The sequence below is a fragment of the Amycolatopsis oliviviridis genome, from assembly GCF_014654365.1.
In the GTDB taxonomy this organism is placed as follows: Bacteria; Actinomycetota; Actinomycetes; order Mycobacteriales; family Pseudonocardiaceae; genus Amycolatopsis; species Amycolatopsis oliviviridis.
Genome location: NZ_BNAY01000009.1, coordinates 283486 through 299572, shown reverse-complemented (window position 1 = coordinate 299572; position 16087 = coordinate 283486). Strand labels below are relative to the sequence as shown.

The 16087-nt window shown below is 69.4% G+C and carries 17 protein-coding genes; 7 read left to right on the top strand and 10 right to left on the bottom strand.

Annotated features, from left to right (window positions below; all coding sequences use genetic code 11):
• Positions 1-66: 66 nt before the first annotated feature.
• The 4 genes from IE302_RS33610 to IE302_RS33595 all read right to left on the bottom strand — a co-directional run bounded on the left by IE302_RS33610 (position 67) and on the right by IE302_RS33595 (position 4874).
• Positions 67-618 (bottom strand): hypothetical protein, encoded by a 552-nt coding sequence (locus IE302_RS33610; protein WP_191258472.1) that lies wholly within the window; start codon positions 616-618, stop codon positions 67-69.
• A 77-nt stretch (positions 619-695) separates the two neighbouring features.
• Positions 696-1877 carry a cysteine desulfurase-like protein gene (locus tag IE302_RS33605; protein ID WP_191258471.1) on the bottom strand — a complete coding sequence of 394 codons (1182 nt, stop codon included), beginning with the start codon at positions 1875-1877 and terminating at the stop codon, positions 696-698.
• 80 nt (positions 1878-1957) lie between these two features.
• Positions 1958-3943, bottom strand: coding sequence for a WD40/YVTN/BNR-like repeat-containing protein (locus tag IE302_RS33600; RefSeq protein ID WP_191258470.1), 1986 nt, complete (start codon positions 3941-3943; stop codon positions 1958-1960).
• A gap of 124 nt (positions 3944-4067) precedes the next feature.
• Positions 4068-4874 (bottom strand): sulfite exporter TauE/SafE family protein, encoded by an 807-nt coding sequence (locus tag IE302_RS33595; RefSeq protein WP_191258469.1) that lies wholly within the window; start codon positions 4872-4874, stop codon positions 4068-4070.
• A gap of 91 nt (positions 4875-4965) precedes the next feature.
• Here IE302_RS33595 and IE302_RS33590 point away from each other — a divergent pair, with 91 nt between their 5' ends.
• Positions 4966-5739, top strand: a complete 774-nt coding sequence (locus IE302_RS33590; protein WP_191258468.1) for an AraC family transcriptional regulator — start codon at positions 4966-4968, stop codon at positions 5737-5739.
• 98 nt (positions 5740-5837) lie between these two features.
• The gene (locus tag IE302_RS33585) at positions 5838-6161 is read left to right on the top strand and encodes a putative quinol monooxygenase (RefSeq protein WP_191258467.1); all 324 of its coding nucleotides are present in this window, start codon (positions 5838-5840) and stop codon (positions 6159-6161) included.
• Between the two features lie 43 nt (positions 6162-6204).
• Here the strand turns inward: IE302_RS33585 and IE302_RS33580 are convergent, their stop codons facing one another.
• On the bottom strand, positions 6205-7020 hold the full coding sequence (locus IE302_RS33580; protein ID WP_191258466.1) for a DUF1206 domain-containing protein: 816 nt from the start codon (positions 7018-7020) through the stop codon (positions 6205-6207).
• A gap of 276 nt (positions 7021-7296) precedes the next feature.
• On the opposite strand from IE302_RS33580, the gene IE302_RS33575 reads away from it, so the two are divergent.
• Positions 7297-7878, top strand: a complete 582-nt coding sequence (locus tag IE302_RS33575; RefSeq protein ID WP_191258465.1) for a dihydrofolate reductase family protein — start codon at positions 7297-7299, stop codon at positions 7876-7878.
• Between the two features lie 15 nt (positions 7879-7893).
• On the opposite strand, the gene IE302_RS43110 is transcribed toward IE302_RS33575, so the two are convergent.
• Positions 7894-8019, bottom strand: a complete 126-nt coding sequence (locus tag IE302_RS43110) for a hypothetical protein (RefSeq protein WP_268246787.1) — start codon at positions 8017-8019, stop codon at positions 7894-7896.
• 41 nt (positions 8020-8060) lie between these two features.
• On the bottom strand, positions 8061-8966 hold the full coding sequence (locus tag IE302_RS33570) for a LysR family transcriptional regulator (RefSeq protein WP_191258464.1): 906 nt from the start codon (positions 8964-8966) through the stop codon (positions 8061-8063).
• A gap of 67 nt (positions 8967-9033) precedes the next feature.
• Between IE302_RS33570 and IE302_RS33565 the strand changes: the two genes are divergently transcribed.
• The gene (locus IE302_RS33565) at positions 9034-10131 is read left to right on the top strand and encodes an FAD-dependent monooxygenase (protein WP_191258463.1); all 1098 of its coding nucleotides are present in this window, start codon (positions 9034-9036) and stop codon (positions 10129-10131) included.
• A 1-nt stretch (position 10132) separates the two neighbouring features.
• Here the strand turns inward: IE302_RS33565 and IE302_RS33560 are convergent, their stop codons facing one another.
• Entirely contained in the window at positions 10133-10405 is a 273-nt protein-coding gene (locus IE302_RS33560) for a hypothetical protein (protein ID WP_052014376.1), read from the bottom strand.
• A gap of 32 nt (positions 10406-10437) precedes the next feature.
• Entirely contained in the window at positions 10438-11544 is a 1107-nt protein-coding gene (rlmN, locus tag IE302_RS33555) for a dual-specificity RNA methyltransferase RlmN (protein ID WP_191258462.1), read from the bottom strand.
• A 213-nt stretch (positions 11545-11757) separates the two neighbouring features.
• On the opposite strand from rlmN, the gene IE302_RS33550 reads away from it, so the two are divergent.
• Together IE302_RS33550 and IE302_RS33545 are read left to right on the top strand one after the other, a co-directional pair.
• Positions 11758-13566 (top strand): YcaO-like family protein, encoded by a 1809-nt coding sequence (locus IE302_RS33550; protein WP_229908082.1) that lies wholly within the window; start codon positions 11758-11760, stop codon positions 13564-13566.
• A 105-nt stretch (positions 13567-13671) separates the two neighbouring features.
• Entirely contained in the window at positions 13672-14295 is a 624-nt protein-coding gene (locus IE302_RS33545; protein ID WP_191258460.1) for a PadR family transcriptional regulator, read from the top strand.
• Here the strand turns inward: IE302_RS33545 and IE302_RS33540 are convergent.
• The gene (locus IE302_RS33540) at positions 14229-15080 is read right to left on the bottom strand and encodes a class I SAM-dependent methyltransferase (protein WP_191258459.1); all 852 of its coding nucleotides are present in this window, start codon (positions 15078-15080) and stop codon (positions 14229-14231) included. The genes IE302_RS33545 and IE302_RS33540 overlap by 67 nt on opposite strands.
• A 115-nt stretch (positions 15081-15195) precedes the next feature.
• Between IE302_RS33540 and IE302_RS33535 the strand changes: the two genes are divergently transcribed.
• The gene (locus IE302_RS33535) at positions 15196-16041 is read left to right on the top strand and encodes a VOC family protein (protein ID WP_191258458.1); all 846 of its coding nucleotides are present in this window, start codon (positions 15196-15198) and stop codon (positions 16039-16041) included.
• The last annotated feature ends 46 nt before the right edge of the window (positions 16042-16087 follow it).

Here is a 16087-nt window from a genome sequence, read left to right as displayed (position 1 = left end):
ACCGTGGGTCCATGGGACCGATCACAAGATCAGGCGGGCGAGTCTTGTAACCGGTCCCAAACCGGGTCAGCCGACGAGCTGCCAGAGGTAGCTCGGGCTCTTCACCGGCGCGACGGCCTTCTTCTTCCAGAGGTACTTCACCTTGCAGGGCGGGACTATCCGGTACTTCTGCACGGTGAACGAGCGGCCCTCCTTGTACTGCTGCAACCGCAACGTCTTCCCGGCGGGCACCGTCGCGGCGTATGACCAGGAATCGGACTTCGAATAGCTCGCGCCCACGCTCACCGCCAGCGAGACACTCGCCTTGGCGAAGATGACGCCCGCCTCGGCGCTGGTCGTACCGGTGATGGAGGCGTTGACCGAGGACGTCGTGGTCTTGTTGTAGGTGATCGTGCCCGGCCCTTTCAGGTAGTCGCTGCGCAGGTTCGTCTTCATCCAGGCCTTGGCGCCGTTGGAGATCGTGTAGTCGGGCGGATCGTTGACCTCGGGACAGGGCTGGATCGCGAGCGACTGGGCGCCCGCGCCGAGTGCCGCCGGCGCCACGCACAGCGCGCAACCGAGCAGGACAGAAGCGGCCACCGACCGGACACGCATCGCGAACCTCCCGTTGTCGATCATGAACGCACGGTAATACGACCATGGACGACGAGACGGAAAACCAACCTGTTCGAGTTACGCCCGACTGTCCACTGTGGTCACCCGAAAGCCGACAACCCGTCCAGCAACCTGTCGACGTCCTCCGCGCTGGTGTACGGTGCGAGCCCGACCCGGAGCGCCGGATCCTCCAGCTTCAAGGCCGCGAAGACTTCGCGGGCGTAGAAAGACCCCGCCGGGGCGACGATCTTCCGTTCGGCGAGATGCCGTTGCGCCTCGCGCTCGCGTCCGCCGAGGCCCATCAGGAGGGTCGGGGTCCGGTCAGCCGCCTTGCAGTGGACGGTGATCGCGTCCCCCAGCCCCTTTTCCAGCTTGGCGCGCAGCGTGATTTCGTGATCGTGCAAGGAATCCAGCGAGTTCGCCAGCCGTTCCCGCCGCGCTCCGCCCGTTCCCGGGTCGATGGCGGCGAGGAAGTCCACCGCGGCCGTCGCGCCCGCGAGGATTTCGTAGGGCAGGGTGCCGAATTCGAAGCGTTCGGGCACGGTGTCCGGCGACGGCATGAGCTTGTCGGGCTCGACGGTTTCGAGCAGGGACGGCGACGCGCCGAGCACCCCGCAGTGCGGGCCGAGGAACTTGTACGGCGAGCAGACGAAGAAATCCGCTCCCAGCGCGGGAACGTCCACCAGTTCGTGGGCGGCGTAGTGCACGCCGTCCACGAACACCAACGCCCCGGCGTCGTGCGCGAGATCGGCGATCCGGCGGATCGGCGGTTTGGTGCCGAGGACGTTCGACGCCGCCGTGACCGCGACCAGTCTGGTCCGCTCGGTGAGGACGAGGGAGCCGAGGTCGAGTTCGGTGGTCTCGGGGTCGATGTCCAGCCAGCGGACGGTCATCCCGGCTCGTTCGGCGGCCTGGACCCAGGGCCGGACATTGGCGTCGTGATCGAGACGGCTGACGACGATCTCGTCGCCCTCGCGCCAGTTCTTGGCCAGGTGCCGGGAAAAGTCGTACGTCAGCTGCGTGGCGCTGCGGCCGTGGACGACGCCCTCGGCAGGCAAGTTGAAGAAGTCGGCGTACGCGGCGCGGAAGCCGGTGATGGCGTTCTCCGCGTTGAGCTCGGACGGGCTGACCGTGCCCCGGTTCGACAGTGGAGCGGTCAGTGTCCCGATGATGGCGTCGGCGACGGGCCGGGGTGTCTGGGTACCCGCGGGTCCGTCGAAGAAGGCGGTTCCGTCGGCGAGGGCAGGGAAATGGAGCCGGAGGGCGGCGACGTCGATGGCCATGACCTCGACTCTGACACCCGAGGAGGGGTTGGGTAAACGCTTCGTGGCCGGAAGTTTCCCCGGCCACGAAGCGCTCGGACTCAGTACAGCGTCAGCCGGTACGCGCCGGACTGCGCGGTGCCCGCGAACAGGTACCGGCCATCGGCACTGATCGCCAGCGAGAGCACCCTGGCGTCGGGGAGCGCGCCGGGCATCGGCGACCAGGTGCGGCCGAAGTCCGTGCTGCGCAGCACGCCTCCCCCCGTCGAGCTGCTGGCGAACCGCACCCGGAAGTCGAACGGATGCGGCAGGATCCGGCTGATCTCGCGGGAGTCGCCGCCGTCGAGGACCCGCCGGAACGTCCGGCCGTTGTCCTCACTGAGCAGGATGCCCGCGCCACCGGCGAGGACGCGTCCGCCACCCCATCGGCTGACCGAGATCGAACTGACCGGTTCGTCGGAGACGTGGGTCCAGGTCCTGCCGCCGTCGTCCGACCGGGACAGGCCGCCGGAGTCCCCGCCCCAGACCCGGTTCGCGTTCCACGGGTCGCCGGCGAAGGCGATGAACCCGATGTCCGTGGTGAGCTTTTCCCAGGTCTTCCCGGCATTGTCGCTGCGGTAGAGCACGTAGCCGCTGGGCGCGAAGGCCGAGACGAGGAGCCTGTCCGGGTCCGCCGGGTGCGCGAAGATCGTCCTGGGGAGGCCTTCCTTCGCCTTCGCCGCGAACTGCCAGCTGCGGCCGCCGTCACCGCTGCGGAGCACGTCGAGCGCGAATCCGTTCCGGGTGACCTGCCAGACGACGTCCGGCCGGCCCGGCGAGACGGACAGGCGCGCGTCCTCGTGCAGCCGGTCGGTGGGGTGCGACTGCCAGGCCCGGTCCGCCGCGGCGATCTTGCCGCGCGGGAGCGGGGTGTTGTAGATCTCCTGCACACCGGCCGCGACGACACTCTCCCGCAGGATGTTCCCGCTGGTCACGAGGTCGCGAATGGATTCGCCGGGGACGCCGATCTGCCGGTAGCCGCTCTTGCCGCCGTCCTCGTACACCCCGCGGTACAGCGCGGAGATCAGCGTGGTGGCGGGTTTGCCCGGTGCCGCGGGGAGCTCGATCATGTCGCTGACGCCTTCGCCCGCGGCGGGCACCGGTTTGCGGGTCCAGGTGCGGCCGAAGTCCGTGCTGACGTCTATGTCGTTATACGTCGAGACGTACAGACGCCCGCCGACGAAGCGCGGCTCACGCAGGGTCTGCCCTCCCGGTTCGCGTCGCAGCACCGTCCAGGTCTTGCCGCCGTCGGTGGAACCGTGCAGCTCGGGGCCGACCGTGACCACGAACCGCTTGCCGTCCGAAGCGACCTGGTTGACCTCGCCGTTGGTCCGGTAGACGAGTTCGGCCTTCGGCTCCTTGGTGCTGACCCCGCGGACCACCCACAATGCGTACTCCGGGTAGACCGTCGTGAAGTAGGCGTCGTCGCCGACCATGGTGAGCTTGAGCGCGCCGACCGGCGCGGCGATTCCCTCGCGCGGCCAGGTCCTCGGGACGTCGTTCCAGTTCACGCCGCCGTCGGTGCTGACGCTCAGCGAGTCGAGGTTCTGCACCACGACAACCCGGCCGGTGGGGTCCGTGGCCATGCCGAACGCGCCGTCGGGGTACCACTCGCGCAGCGTTTCCCAGGTCTGCCCACGGTCTGTGGTGCGCAGCAGCAGGCCCTGCCACTCGCCGATCTGGTACCCCGGCTTGTTGCCCACCGCGAGCATGCGGTCGGGATTCACCGGATCGGCGAAGAATCCCTGGATGGAGGTGTCCACCGGCAGACCCCGGCGCGCACTCCAGGAGGCGCCGCGATCGCTGGAGAGCCACAACGCGGGCGGGCCGGGCTGCATCATCGCGAGCCCGGCGGGCGACACGGCCAGCAACCCGCCGATGCTGTTCGGGCCGACCGGCTCCCAGCCGCCGCGCGGCAGCCCGGTCGCGTTGACGTCCGCGGGCGGCTGCTGGGGTTCGGCGGTGGCCACCGACGTCGCCCCGGTGGTCCCGAGAACCGTCAGCAGCCCGAGAACGAACATGCGTTTGGTGATCGATCTCAGTTTCATGCGGGAGATCTTGGCGCAAGATCCACCAAAGGTATAGAGATTCATCGGATCTTTACCGGACAGCCCGCTTTGTCATCCCGGTCACGCCACTTGTCAAGACTTGACATCGGGCAGACTCATCGGATCACTGACGGACGACGACCGCGATCAGCGCGGCGGCGAGCAGGGCGAGGTACGCGATCGCGTGGGCACGGTCCGGGATCCGGCCGACCACCCGGCGCGTCACCGCGATGGTCGGCAGTGACCCGCACAGCAGCGCGCCCGCGGCCACCAGGTCGATGTAACCGAGATGAGCCGTGCCCGAAGACGTCCCTGTCGCCGCGAAGGCGTAGACGGCGGTCCCGATCACCGCCACCGGCAGGCTCAAGGGGTTCGCCAGCGCGGTCGCGTCGGCCATCGGCAGGCCTTTGCGCCGCATGAGCGGGACGGTCAGCACGCTGCCGCCGACCCCGAGAAAGCTCGCGACGGCACCGATCCCGGTGCCGCCCGCCGTGGTCGTGAACCCGCCGAGGGTGCGAGGCTCGGCGTCTTCTCTCCTGCTCACGAATCCCTTCCGGGCCACGCTGTCGACGATGGTCAGCGCGAGGTAGGCGACGAAGAGCCAGCGCAGGACACTTTCGTCGGCCGCGGTGGCGGCGAAGGAACCGAGCACGGCGCCGAGGCCGATGAAGGCGATGAGCGGCCACAGGTATTCGCGGCGCAGCCGTCCGGCCCGCAGCTGGGCGGAGGTCGCGATCCCGGCGTTGACCACCATCACCGCGGTCGACGTGGCCACCGCCACGTGCATCGCGCCGAGCGCGTTTCCCGGCTCGGCGAGCGCGAAGGCGTAGACGACGGGCACGGTGACGAACCCGCCGCCGAATCCGAAAAGGACAGTGGTGACACCGCTCAGGCAGCCGAACGCGAGGAGCACCGGGATCTCGATCAACACTCCCTCGACGGTAGGTGTTCCCGGCGCGGCGGGCATTCGAAAGGACGCCACTTTCTTTCGCTGATCGGACAGGCGGCGTAACGTGGGTGACGTGCGCGACATCCCGATCGACGAGGTCGACCACCTCGACCGCGCGGTAGTGGCGATCCGCACCGATTACCCGCCGGGGCACCGGATTCCCCCGCACCGGCACCGGCGGGCGCAGTTCCTGTACAGCGCGACGGGATCGATGCGGGTCGAGACGGCCGACGGCGCGTGGACCATCCCGACCCGGCGCGCGGTGCTCGTCCCGCCGGAGACCGGTCACCAGGTCTTCACGACGACCGTGAGCACCAGGAGCCTGTACATCGAACCGAAAGCGGTGCCGTGGTTCCCGCGGCGCTGCCAGGTCGTCGAGGTGTCCGCGCTGCTCCGGGAGCTGCTGAACGAGGCCGTCGACGTGCCTGAGCTGTACTCGCCGCGCGGACGGGACGCCGCGGTCATCGGCCTGATCCTGCACGAGATCCGCCGCTCCGCTCCCGTCCGGCTCGATCTCCCCCTGCCGAGGCATGACCGGCTGCGCGCGTTGTGCGAGTCCTTTTTGGACGGCCCGGACATCCACGATCCCTTGAGCGCCTGGGCGTCCCGGCTGCACGTGAGCGAGCGGACGGTGAACCGGATCTTCACCGCCGAGACCGGGATGGGTTTCGCGCGCTGGCGGCAACGCGCCTGCGTCCTGCATTCCCTTTCACTGCTTTCGGACGGCCGCCCGATCGCCGGGATCGCCGCCTCGCTCGGCTACGAGAGCCCGGCCGCTTTCTCCACGATGTTCACCCGGCTTCTCGGCATGTCGCCGCGGGACTATCGCGCGGCGTCCGCGCTCTGAACGCCGATGTCTCACCGTGAGACAAGGACGACGGCCGTCAGCGCGTACTGCCGGGTATCGTCGGGACCGCCATACAGGAGAAGGAAAGCAGGACGTTCATGATCTTCATCACGGCGAAGTTCCGGGTCCGTCCCGAACACGCGGACCGGTGGCCGGAAATCGCGCGCGATTTCACCGAAGCGACCCGCGCCGAGCCCGGTTGCCTTTGGTACGACTGGTCCCGCAGCCTGGACGACCCGAACGAATACGTTCTCGTCGAAGCGTTCCAGGACGACGACGCCGGTGCGGCCCACGTCGGGTCGGAGCATTTTCGCGCGGCACAACGCGATCTGCCGCAGTACCTGGCCGAGACGCCGCGGATCGTCAACGCGAAGATCGACCAGGACGGCTGGTCGGAACTGGGCGAACTCGCCGTCGAGTAGCTTCCGCTCCCCGCCTCGGTCCGCACCGGGCCGGGGCGGGTGCTCAGCCGCGCTGTGCGCGTGCCGCCCCGACGCAGTACGCGCCGAACGCGGCGACCCCGGCGGCCACCGCGATGAGCAGCACCGTGCCGAACGGCTGGGCGGCCAAGGTGCGCAGGGCGGCGTCGAGTCCGCCGGAGCGGGACGGGTCGTGTTCCAGCGCGGCGAATCCGAGGAGCACGGCGACCACGCCGAACACCACACCCCTTGCCGCGTAACCGATCCTCCCTAGCCGCTCGACCCACCGCTTGGTCCCCGAAGGCAGCTTCGCGAGGTCGAGATCCCGCACGAAGTTCCGGCGCACACCGTTCACCACCGAGGCGACGGCGACGCCGAACACGATGACGGCCACCACGATCACCAGGAACGGACCGGCGGGCAACCCGAGCAGCATCGCGGTGTACTCCTGCTGTTTCTGGTCGCCGCTGCCCTGTCCACCCGCGCCCGCGGCGAGCTGCGCCGCGTAGACACCCAGCGAGATCCCCACCAGGCAGCGCACTCCGGACGTCACCCGCTTGACGGCGCGCTTTCTCTCCTTGTCGATCCAGGTGTAGCCGACCGCGGCGAGCAGTGCCTGCCACAGGCCGTACGCCACGAGTCCCGCCGCCAGTACCCACAACAGCACACCTCCGACCGGGGTCGAGCCGACCTCGGCGACCGCGCCGCGCCCGTCGGCTTCCTGGCCGCCACCGCCGATCGCGATCCGCACGGCGAGGTACCCGATGAGCAGGTACACCAGCCCGTAGCAGCCCATCCCGATCCGGCCGAGCGTCTGGACGGCCTTGTTGTGGCGTGCCTGTCTCGCCTTTGTCGCGGGCATCCGGTTCACCTTTCTTCGCGGCTTTTCCCGAGTTTCGCCGCCGGCGCCCAAGACCGCCGCGTGACTGGTCCATCCGGCCCAACGGCGTGATCGACAAGGCGCGAGCGTCCGGCTACAAGGCGAAGGGGGCTCATTCAGTCGACCACCCGGACCCATCGCTCTCCGCCGCCTCCCCGCCTGACGACCTCCGAATCTTTTTCGCGGCGCTTGTCGGATGGCTCCAAGTCCGTTCGTAGAGGAGGTGAAAGCAAGACCGGACTCACCGAAGGAGCCACCATGACCGCGACCTACACCTTCGACGTCTTCTCCAGCCTCGACGGCTTCGGTTCCCACACCGGCGACTGGGGCGGCTACTGGGGCAAGCAGGGCCCCGAGTTCCTGGAGCGCCGCCTCGCCCTCTACGGCGAGGAGCAGCGGATGGTCTTCGGCGCCACGACATACCGGGAGAACGTGGAGATGCTTTCGGGCATCGTCGAGATCGAGGCTCTCGACCCGTGGATCACCCGGCTGAAGAACCTGCCCGCGACGGTGGTGTCGACGACGCTGCGGGAACCGCTCGACTGGCCGGACACGACGATCGCGCACGGCGACGCCGTCGACGTCGTCGCCAAGCTCAAGGAGGAGTCCACAGTGCCGTTGCGCTCGCACGGCAGCCTGGCGATGAACCGGGCGTTGATGGCCGCCGGGCTGGTCGATCGGGTCCAGGTGACGATCTTCCCGGTGCTCACCGGCCGGACCGGGGCGGCGAGGATCTTCCAGGGCGCGGCCGACTTCGACCTCGAACTGATCGAGAGCCGGACGCTCGACGGGCACACCCAGGAGCTCACCTACCGGCCGACGCCGCACCGCCCGAGCTGAGTCCACAAAGGACTTTCAGCGACCGGCGAGGAAGTCCGGCACCGCCTTGCCCGGCAAGGCGGTGGCTTCCTTGGCGAAGCCTTCCAGGATCTGCATGAAGTACGGGCCGGTGACGTCCGCCGCCAGGATGTTCGGCGTCACGCCGGTACAGTCGCGAAACTCGCCGCCGATGCAACATCTTCTTACTCGCCGGTCTCCCGCGTCATCTCGCCGAGCGCGTCGATGATCAAGGTGCGCAACCATCGGTGCGCGGCGTCCCGGTCGTGACGGGCGTGCCACGCGAGGACGGCCGGGATCGGCGGAGTGGGCCCGGGCATGGGATACGTGCGCAGCGAGGGCGGGAGCGCGTGCCGGGTGAGCAGCCGGGGAGCGACGGTCACCAGGTTGTGCGTGTCGACGATCCGGAGCGCCAGCGCCAAGGTCGGCACGGTGAAGGCGACTTTCCGGCGCAGTTCGCGAGCCTTGAGGAACTCGTCGACGCGGTTGCGCCGGCCGCCTTGGCGGGAGATCACCACATGCGGGAGCGCGGCGAGCGCGTCCCACGTCGACGGCGGCTGCGGCAGGTCGCCGCGGCCGATCACGGCGAGTTCGTCGGTGAGCACCGTGGCCGAACGGGCTTCGGTGCCGGTCGGGACCTGATTGGTGATCTGCAGATCGGCGCGGCCCCGCCGCAGGTCGTCGGCGGCGATGTCCGCGGAATCGCTGAGGACTCGCAGGCAGACCCCGGGCGCCATCCGGGTGAGGTCGGCGGCGAGGTGCGTGACGAGCGCGTCGATGACGACGTCGTTGCACTGCACGGTGAAGGTTCGTTCCAGGGTGGCCGGATCCACGTCGGCCGCCGGGGTCAGCACCGCCTGGGCGCGGGTGACCAGCTGGTGCACCTCGTCGCGGATCTGCTCGGCGTAGGGCGTGGGCAGCATCGTCCTGCCGGACCGGACGAGGATCTGGTCGCCGGTGGCCCGCCGGATCCGGGCGAGCGCGCGGCTCATGGCCGGCTGCGTGAGATACAGCCTGTCGGCGGCCGCGGTGACGCTGCGCTCGTCGAGCAGCGCGTCCAGGGTGACCAGCAGGTTCAGATCAAGATGCACTCAGGTAATGCTAGCCATACCCATCCATGCATTTGAAGTCATGCGGGTTCTCCCCTTGGCTGGTCCTATGCGCATTGTGATCGTGGGAGCGGGGCTGGTCGGGCTCACCACAGCGGCGTCGTTGCGCCTGATCGGGCACGACGTCACCGTGCTGGAGCACGCCCCGGAGGTGCGGGCCGTGGGCGCCGGGATCGGCCTGTGGCCCAACGCGTTACGGGAATTCGACGAACTCGGCATCGGCGACGACGTCCGGAGCATGGGCGACATCGTCGACGCCTGGTTCTTCGACGCCGCCGGGAAGCCGAAACGCGCGGACGGCTACGACCCGTCCCGCTACCGATTCCTGATGGTGCCGAGGCCGGCCCTGAACACCCTGCTGGCCGAGACCGTCGGCTTGGACCGCATTCGCGTGAACACCCATGTCACCGGCTTCACCGAGCAGGACGCGGAAGTGGCGGTGCACGTCGACGGCGGTCCGTCCCTGCGCGCGGATCTCCTGATCGGCGCGGACGGGGTGTACTCCGACGTCCGCGCCGCCCTGCTGCCGGGCAGCCAGGCCGTCGAACACGAAGGCAACCGCGTCTGGCGGGCACTGGTGCCCTCCGGCGACGAGCGTCCCGAGGGCACGGCTCTCACCATCGGCTCGAACCGGACCCGGGGCGGGTACACGCGGGTCGCGGGAGGGCGGACGATGTGGTGGGTCAACCGGTTCGACGCCGGGGAACCGGCCGGCGGCAAAAGGGACCGAGCGCTGCGACAGGCCCGGAACCTGGCGAAGGACGGCTGGCACGACGAGCTGCTGGCGATGATCGCCGCGACGCCGGAGGAAGACATCCTGGAGAACCAGATCATGCTCGTCCCCGAGCTGCCGTACTGGACCACCGCCAGGGTCGCGCTGATCGGGGACGCCGCGCATGGCCTGTCCCCGCACCTCGCGGTGGGCGGCACCCTGGGCATCGAAGACGCCGGGGTCCTGCGCGCCGAATTGACGAAGGAATCAGACCTGGCCAAGGCGCTCGTCCGCTACGAAAGCGCCCGCCGTGCTCGCCTGCACAAGGTGCGCGAGCATTCCGACGCGATCGAGTACGCCGTCGGAGCCGCCGAAAACGCCGAGCGTTTCGCCGCCTTCAGTGACTGGATGCTCAGGACCGCGCCGTCGACCTGAGTCAGCGGGTGAGCCAGGGCGCCAGCAGCGCTTCCAGGTCGGCGTCCGACAACGCGTACGGCCCGCCGTGGAACTCGTGCCACCGCGAAGCGTCCCGCGCCGCCGTGTACTCCACCTCGAACGCCCGCATCAGGACGTACATGAAGGTCACCGAGCTGAACCGCTCACCCAGCAGCGTCCGGGCCTCGCGCGCGACCCCCGTCGCGCCATGGCCGATCACGTCCGCGAGCTTCAGCTCCTCCGCAGCCGGATCCAACAGGCTGGGGGCATACATCACGACAAAATCTCCATCACTGAAAGGAAAACTCAGTTCTCGGCGGCGAGCTGACCGCAAGCCGCCGCGATCTCCTGACCACGCGTGTCACGCACCGTGCACGCTACCCCGCCCGCGTTCACCAGCCGGACGAACTCCCGCTCCACCGGCTTCGGCGACGCGTCCCACTTGCTGCCCGGAGTCGGGTTCAGCGGGATCACGTTCACGTGCACCAGCTGGCCCAGGTGCTGGCGAAGACGCTTCGCCAGCAGTTCGGCCCGCCAAGGCTGATCGTTGACGTCCCGGATCAGCGCGTACTCGATCGACACCCGCCGTCCCGACGTGTCCGCGTAGTACCGGGCCGCGGACAGGACCTCGTCCACCGACCAGCGCTCGTTCACCGGCACCAGCGTGTCGCGCAGCTCGTCGTCCGGCGTGTGCAGCGAAACCGCCAGCCGCACCTGCATCTTCTCGTCCGCGAGTTTGCGGATCGCCGGGGCAAGGCCCACCGTCGACACCGTCACCGAACGCTGGCCGATCCCCAGCCCCGCCGGGGAGGGATCCGTGATCCGCCGGACCGCCGCCACCACCCGCTTGTAGTTCGCGAGCGGCTCGCCCATCCCCATGAAGACGATGTTCGACAGACGGCCGGGGCCGCCGGGCATCGCGCCGTCGCGCATCACGGCGGCGGCGGAGCGGACCTGGTCGACGATCTCCGCCGTCGAGAGGTTCCGGTCGAGGCCGCCCTGTCCGGTCGCGCAGAACGGGCACGCCATCCCGCAGCCCGCCTGGCTCGAAATGCACAGGGTCGCGCGGTCCGGGTAGCGCATGAGCACGCTCTCCAGCAGGGTCCCGTCGTGCGCGCGCCACAGGGTCTTGCGGGTGGTGCCGTCGTCGCAGGCGAGCGCCTTGATCTCGGTGAGCAGCGTCGGCATCAGATCGCCGACGAGCTTCTCCCGCGACGCCGCCGGGATGTCGGTCATCTCCTCCGGGTCCACCGTGAGCCGGGAGAAGTAGTGGTTCGACAGCTGCTTCGCGCGGAACGGCTTCTCCCCCAGCTCGGCGACGGCCTCGGCCCGCTCGGCGGTGGTGAGGTCGGCGAGGTGGCGCGGCGGGAGGCCGCGCTTGGGCGCGTCGAAGACGAGAGGGAGGGCAGTCATAGCTCACTCAGTGTCCCATGTCCACCTTCGGCGCGCCCGAGCCGCCCCGGATCACTGTTCCCCAGGTCACGTGACGTGTTCCGGTCCACGCCGTGCGGATCGCATACGAGGAGACGCGCGTACGTCACGCGCCGTCCGAGACTCGGTCAGCGGAGGTGGTGCGCCATCATTCACGAAACCACGGTTCTCCTCACCGGATCACGGGAACTCACCGTGCCGCTCGCGGAACTGCTCACCGTCAGCGGGTACGCGAGCGTGGGCCCCCTGCGCGATCTGTCCGAAGTGGACACGAAGACCACCGTCGTGGTCGCGGCTTTCGATCACCCCGCCCACGACGAGCTGACCACACTGGACTCCTTGTGCGCCGAGAGCGGAGTGCGATGGCTGCCGCTGCGCCGTGAACGCGGGCGGGTGATCGCCGGACCCGCGATCACCCCCGGCGGGATCGACTTCGGCGACGTCGCCGCCCGCCGGCGCGCGGCCGCGCCGGATCCCCCCGTGCTCGACATCGTCCCGCCCGCGCTGGGCCCCGGAGACGTCCGCTGGGTGTCGGCGATGCTCGCCGCCCACCTGGAACGCTGGCTCTCCGGCGGGCGGACCGCGCTCACCGCCGGCGAGATCGACCTGGACCCGGCGGACCTGACCGAGGTCCGCCGCCCGATCCTTCCCGTCCCGGATCGCGCCCGGCCGGTCCCGGGCACCTTGGACACCGCGTCACTGATCGACGACCGGACCGGGATCGTGACCGGGATCCGCGAGATCCCGCCGTCGCCGGGAATGCCCGCCAGGTTGCGCGTGTGCGCTGTCGACGTCGCGGACATGCGCCGCGTCTCGAACTGGCCCAACGACCGCCAGGCCCTCGGCGCGGCGTGGCACGACTTCGACCTCGCCAAGCAAGCAGCCGTCGGCGAAGCGGTGAAACGCTACTGCGGGAGCTGGCTCGCTCCGGACCGCGAAGTGCGCTTCGGCAGTTACGAGCGCCTCGCTCGCTATGGCGTCCCAGCCCTCGACCCTCGCCGCCTGAACCTCTATTCGGCCGAGCAGTACCGGTCCCCAGACTTCCCGTTCACACCGCTGACGACGGACTCGGACTGCTCGTGGGTGGAGGGCTTTTCCCACACCACCGGCGAATCCGTCTGGGTACCCGCGTTCCTGGTCTCCCGGGAGCGGCAAGCGGGAGAGCCACGCTTCGCCGATCCTCTGCCTGCGGGTCTCGCCGACGGGGACTCGGCCGAACAGGCCGTCACGTCCGGGCTCGAAGAGGTCCTCGAAGGCGACACCACCATGCTCTGGTGGGCGGACACACCCCGACTCGCTCGGCTCCCGATCCCGGACGGGCTCCGGTCGATCATCGCCGACGCCACGGAAGGCCACGAGGTCACACTCATCCCGCTCGACAACGAATTCGACGTCCCGGTGATCGCGGCCGCGGTGCTCGACCGCGTGACGCGACGGCTGTCCTTCGGCTTCGCCACCCGGCCGGACGCGCTCGAAGCCGCCAAGACCGCGCTCGCCGCGGGGTTCGCCTCGCAGCACACCTACCGGACCCTCGACAGCGAACGCGGCTTGTCCGGCCTGCGCCGGGAGCACGGCGATCTCAAGCCGTACCGGGCGGACCGGCGCTACCTCGACTCCTACCGCGACGACTTCGCCGACGTCACCGATCTCCTTTGCCAGCACCAGATCTATCTCGACCCGCGGGCAGGCGGACGGGTCGCGCCGCGGCTGCGCAACCTGCCGGAGCGGTCCTGGGACGAGTTGCCCGCGCTCGGGGAACGGCGACTCAAGGCGTATCGGGACCGCGTCGAAGCCCGCGGCTTCGAAGTGATCAGCGTCGACCTCACGACCTGTGACGTCGCGGCCGCCGGGCATCACGTCGGGCACACCCTGGTGCCGGGTCTCGTGCCACCGTTCCCCGCCGGTTTTCCCTTGCGGGGCAACGGAAGGATCACCAGCGTGACGGCGAGGCGGAGGCGTCGGACCCGGCGGGACCTCAACGTCTTCCCGCTCCCACGCGCCTGACGAACACAAGCCCCTGAGACCCAACTCACAGGAAAGGGGTTGTCGTGCGACCGTTTCCGATATATCGTGAACGAGTCGGAACAGTACGTAGAGAGGATTCACATCATGCGACGACGACCTTTCCCTCCAGAACACGGCCGTCCCGCCTTCGGGCCCTGGGCTCGCGGCGGCTTCGGCGACTTTCCCCCGGGTCCGGGCGGGCCCGGCCACCGGCATCGGCACGGCCGTCGCGGTGGCCCCGGCGGACGGCGCGGCAAGCGCGGTGACGTCCGCGCCGCGATCCTCGCGCTGCTTTCCGAGCAGCCGAGGCACGGTTACGAGATCATCCGCGAGATCGGCGAGCGCAGCGGCGGCTTCTGGAAGCCGAGCCCCGGCTCGGTCTACCCGACCCTGCAGCTGCTGGCCGACGAAGGCCTGGTGATCAGCAAGGACGAGAACGGCAAGAAGCTGTTCGAACTCACCGAATCCGGCCGCGCGGCGGCCGAACAGCAGGACGCCGTCCCGCCGTGGGAGCAGATCGCCCACGACGTCGACCCGGTCGAGGTGAACCTGCGCAAGGCGGGGGCGACCCTGGCCGCGGCGGTCGCGCAGGTCATGCACGCCGGCAGCGAAGGCCAGCAGGCCCGTACCGTCGACGTCCTCAACGAGGCGCGCCGGACGATCTACGGCATCCTCGGCGAGGCCGAGGAACCCACTCCGGACGAGGCGTCCGCCGAGGACACGGAGTGACCTGGCACGACGAGGCCGGTGGGCTTGGTGCGCGTATGCACGCGATAGCCCACCGGCAGCGTCACCTGCCTCGCACCGGCGCCTGACGAAACCTCGTTCAGGCGCCGGACCTCCGCGATCGCCTTGGCCGCGACCGGAGCGCTGAACTCGATCTTCAGCACCGCTTCCATCGCGGCGGCGTCCTCGAACAGCCACCGCGTCATCACCTTGCGGCAGTCGAATCCCTGACGGGCGAAGAACTTCTCGACTCCCGGCGGGTCGTAGTCCGGCAGATCCAGCCGCATCCAGCGCCCGTAGGGCTCGCTGGCCACATCGAGATCCACGATCAGCAGCGTCCCGCCCGGACGCAGCACCCGCTCCGCCTCGCGGAGACCGGGTTCGCAGCCGGGCCCGAAGAAGTACGCGGTCCGCGCGTGGACGACGTCGAAAGCCGCGTCCGGCACCGGAAGCCGCTGCGCCCGGCCCTGCCGCACCTCGACGTTCGGCAGTTCCCCGACGCGGCGCTTCGCGTCACGGACGAGCGGTTCATGGGGCTCGATCCCGAGCACCGACCGCGCGGTCGCGGCGAACCGGGGCAGGTGGAAACCGTCACCGCAGCCGATGTCGAGCACGTCGGCACCGGACCAGTCACGAGCGCCGGCGAGCACCTTCCAGATGTCGTCGCCGACGTCCTGCGCGCGGTTCTCGACCTCGTAGGCCTGCTGGTAGTACCAGATGTTCGGGCTCGGCAGTACCTCGTCACCGCCGCGGCGGAACGAGGAGACAGCTCGGGGAAACCAGCGCACGGAAGCTCCAACGATGGGACACCGGGCCGGGTTCCGGGCCATCCAGGTCGAAATCTTTGACGGAAACAATGCGGATAGCGACTAGACTTTACTCCCACCGGTAAGGGAGAACCGCATGTCGCTTGGCTCGGCCGCCCACACTTCCGTCATCCCTTCAGGAATCCCGTGCTGGATCGAACTCGCATGCAGAGACGAAGCGGCCGTACAAGCCTTCTACAGCGGACTTTTCGACTGGGAATTCACGGTTCAGCGTGACCCCGCGACGCCGACGGGCCGCTACTCGATCGCGACGCTGAACGGCGTCCCGACCGGCGGCCTGTACCGGGCGGGCGCGGAAGGGCCGTACGGCTGGAGCGTCCACATCTCGGTGCCCCAGGCGGCCGCGGCCGCCGAATGGGTGGACAGCCTCGGTGGCCGGGTCACCCTCGGGCCGATGGCGATTCCCCATCGCGGCAACATCGTCCACGCCATCGACGCGTGCGGCGCGCACGTCGTCTTCTGGGAACCACCCGCCACCTGGGAGTTCGCGACCGGCGTGCCCAACACCTTCAGCGGCGCGGACCTCAACACCCACGACGGCGCGGCGGCGGATCACTTCTACTGCCGCCTCTTCGACTACACCAGCCACCAGATCGGCGACGGCATGTCGCTCGACTACGCCGAATGGCTCATCGAGCACGAACCGGTGCTGTACCGGTACGTGATGGGCTCGGAGTACCGGCAGGACACTCCCCCGCATTGGATGGTCTACCTCGAACTCGACCCGGCCCGCGGGGCGGACGCCACCGCGGGGCAGGCCCTGATGCTCGGCGGCGCCGTCGTGGTCCAGCCCTACGACACCCCGTACGGCCGGATGGCGATCCTCGCCGATCCGGACGGTTCGGTGTTCGCCGTGATCGACCACTCCCGGGCCGTCGAGGGCTGGGGCAGCGCCGAGGTGGACGATCCTTACGACGACTGAGCCTTACCGACGACTGAGCGGAGAGCCGGGGTGACCAGGTCACCCC

Coding starts and splice junctions, on each gene's coding strand:
- IE302_RS33580 (WP_191258466.1), bottom strand. CDS start 7,020: ATGCCCGCGACAAAGGCGAGACAGGCACGCCACAACAAGGCCGTCCAG.
- IE302_RS33565 (WP_191258463.1), top strand. CDS start 9,034: ATGCGCATTGTGATCGTGGGAGCGGGGCTGGTCGGGCTCACCACAGCG.
- IE302_RS33560 (WP_052014376.1), bottom strand. CDS start 10,405: ATGTATGCCCCCAGCCTGTTGGATCCGGCTGCGGAGGAGCTGAAGCTC.
- IE302_RS33535 (WP_191258458.1), top strand. CDS start 15,196: ATGTCGCTTGGCTCGGCCGCCCACACTTCCGTCATCCCTTCAGGAATC.
- IE302_RS33575 (WP_191258465.1), top strand. CDS start 7,297: ATGACCGCGACCTACACCTTCGACGTCTTCTCCAGCCTCGACGGCTTC.
- IE302_RS33610 (WP_191258472.1), bottom strand. CDS start 618: ATGATCGACAACGGGAGGTTCGCGATGCGTGTCCGGTCGGTGGCCGCT.
- IE302_RS33600 (WP_191258470.1), bottom strand. CDS start 3,943: ATGAAACTGAGATCGATCACCAAACGCATGTTCGTTCTCGGGCTGCTG.
- IE302_RS33545 (WP_191258460.1), top strand. CDS start 13,672: ATGCGACGACGACCTTTCCCTCCAGAACACGGCCGTCCCGCCTTCGGG.
- rlmN (WP_191258462.1), bottom strand. CDS start 11,544: ATGACTGCCCTCCCTCTCGTCTTCGACGCGCCCAAGCGCGGCCTCCCG.
- IE302_RS33605 (WP_191258471.1), bottom strand. CDS start 1,877: ATGGCCATCGACGTCGCCGCCCTCCGGCTCCATTTCCCTGCCCTCGCC.
- IE302_RS33585 (WP_191258467.1), top strand. CDS start 5,838: ATGATCTTCATCACGGCGAAGTTCCGGGTCCGTCCCGAACACGCGGAC.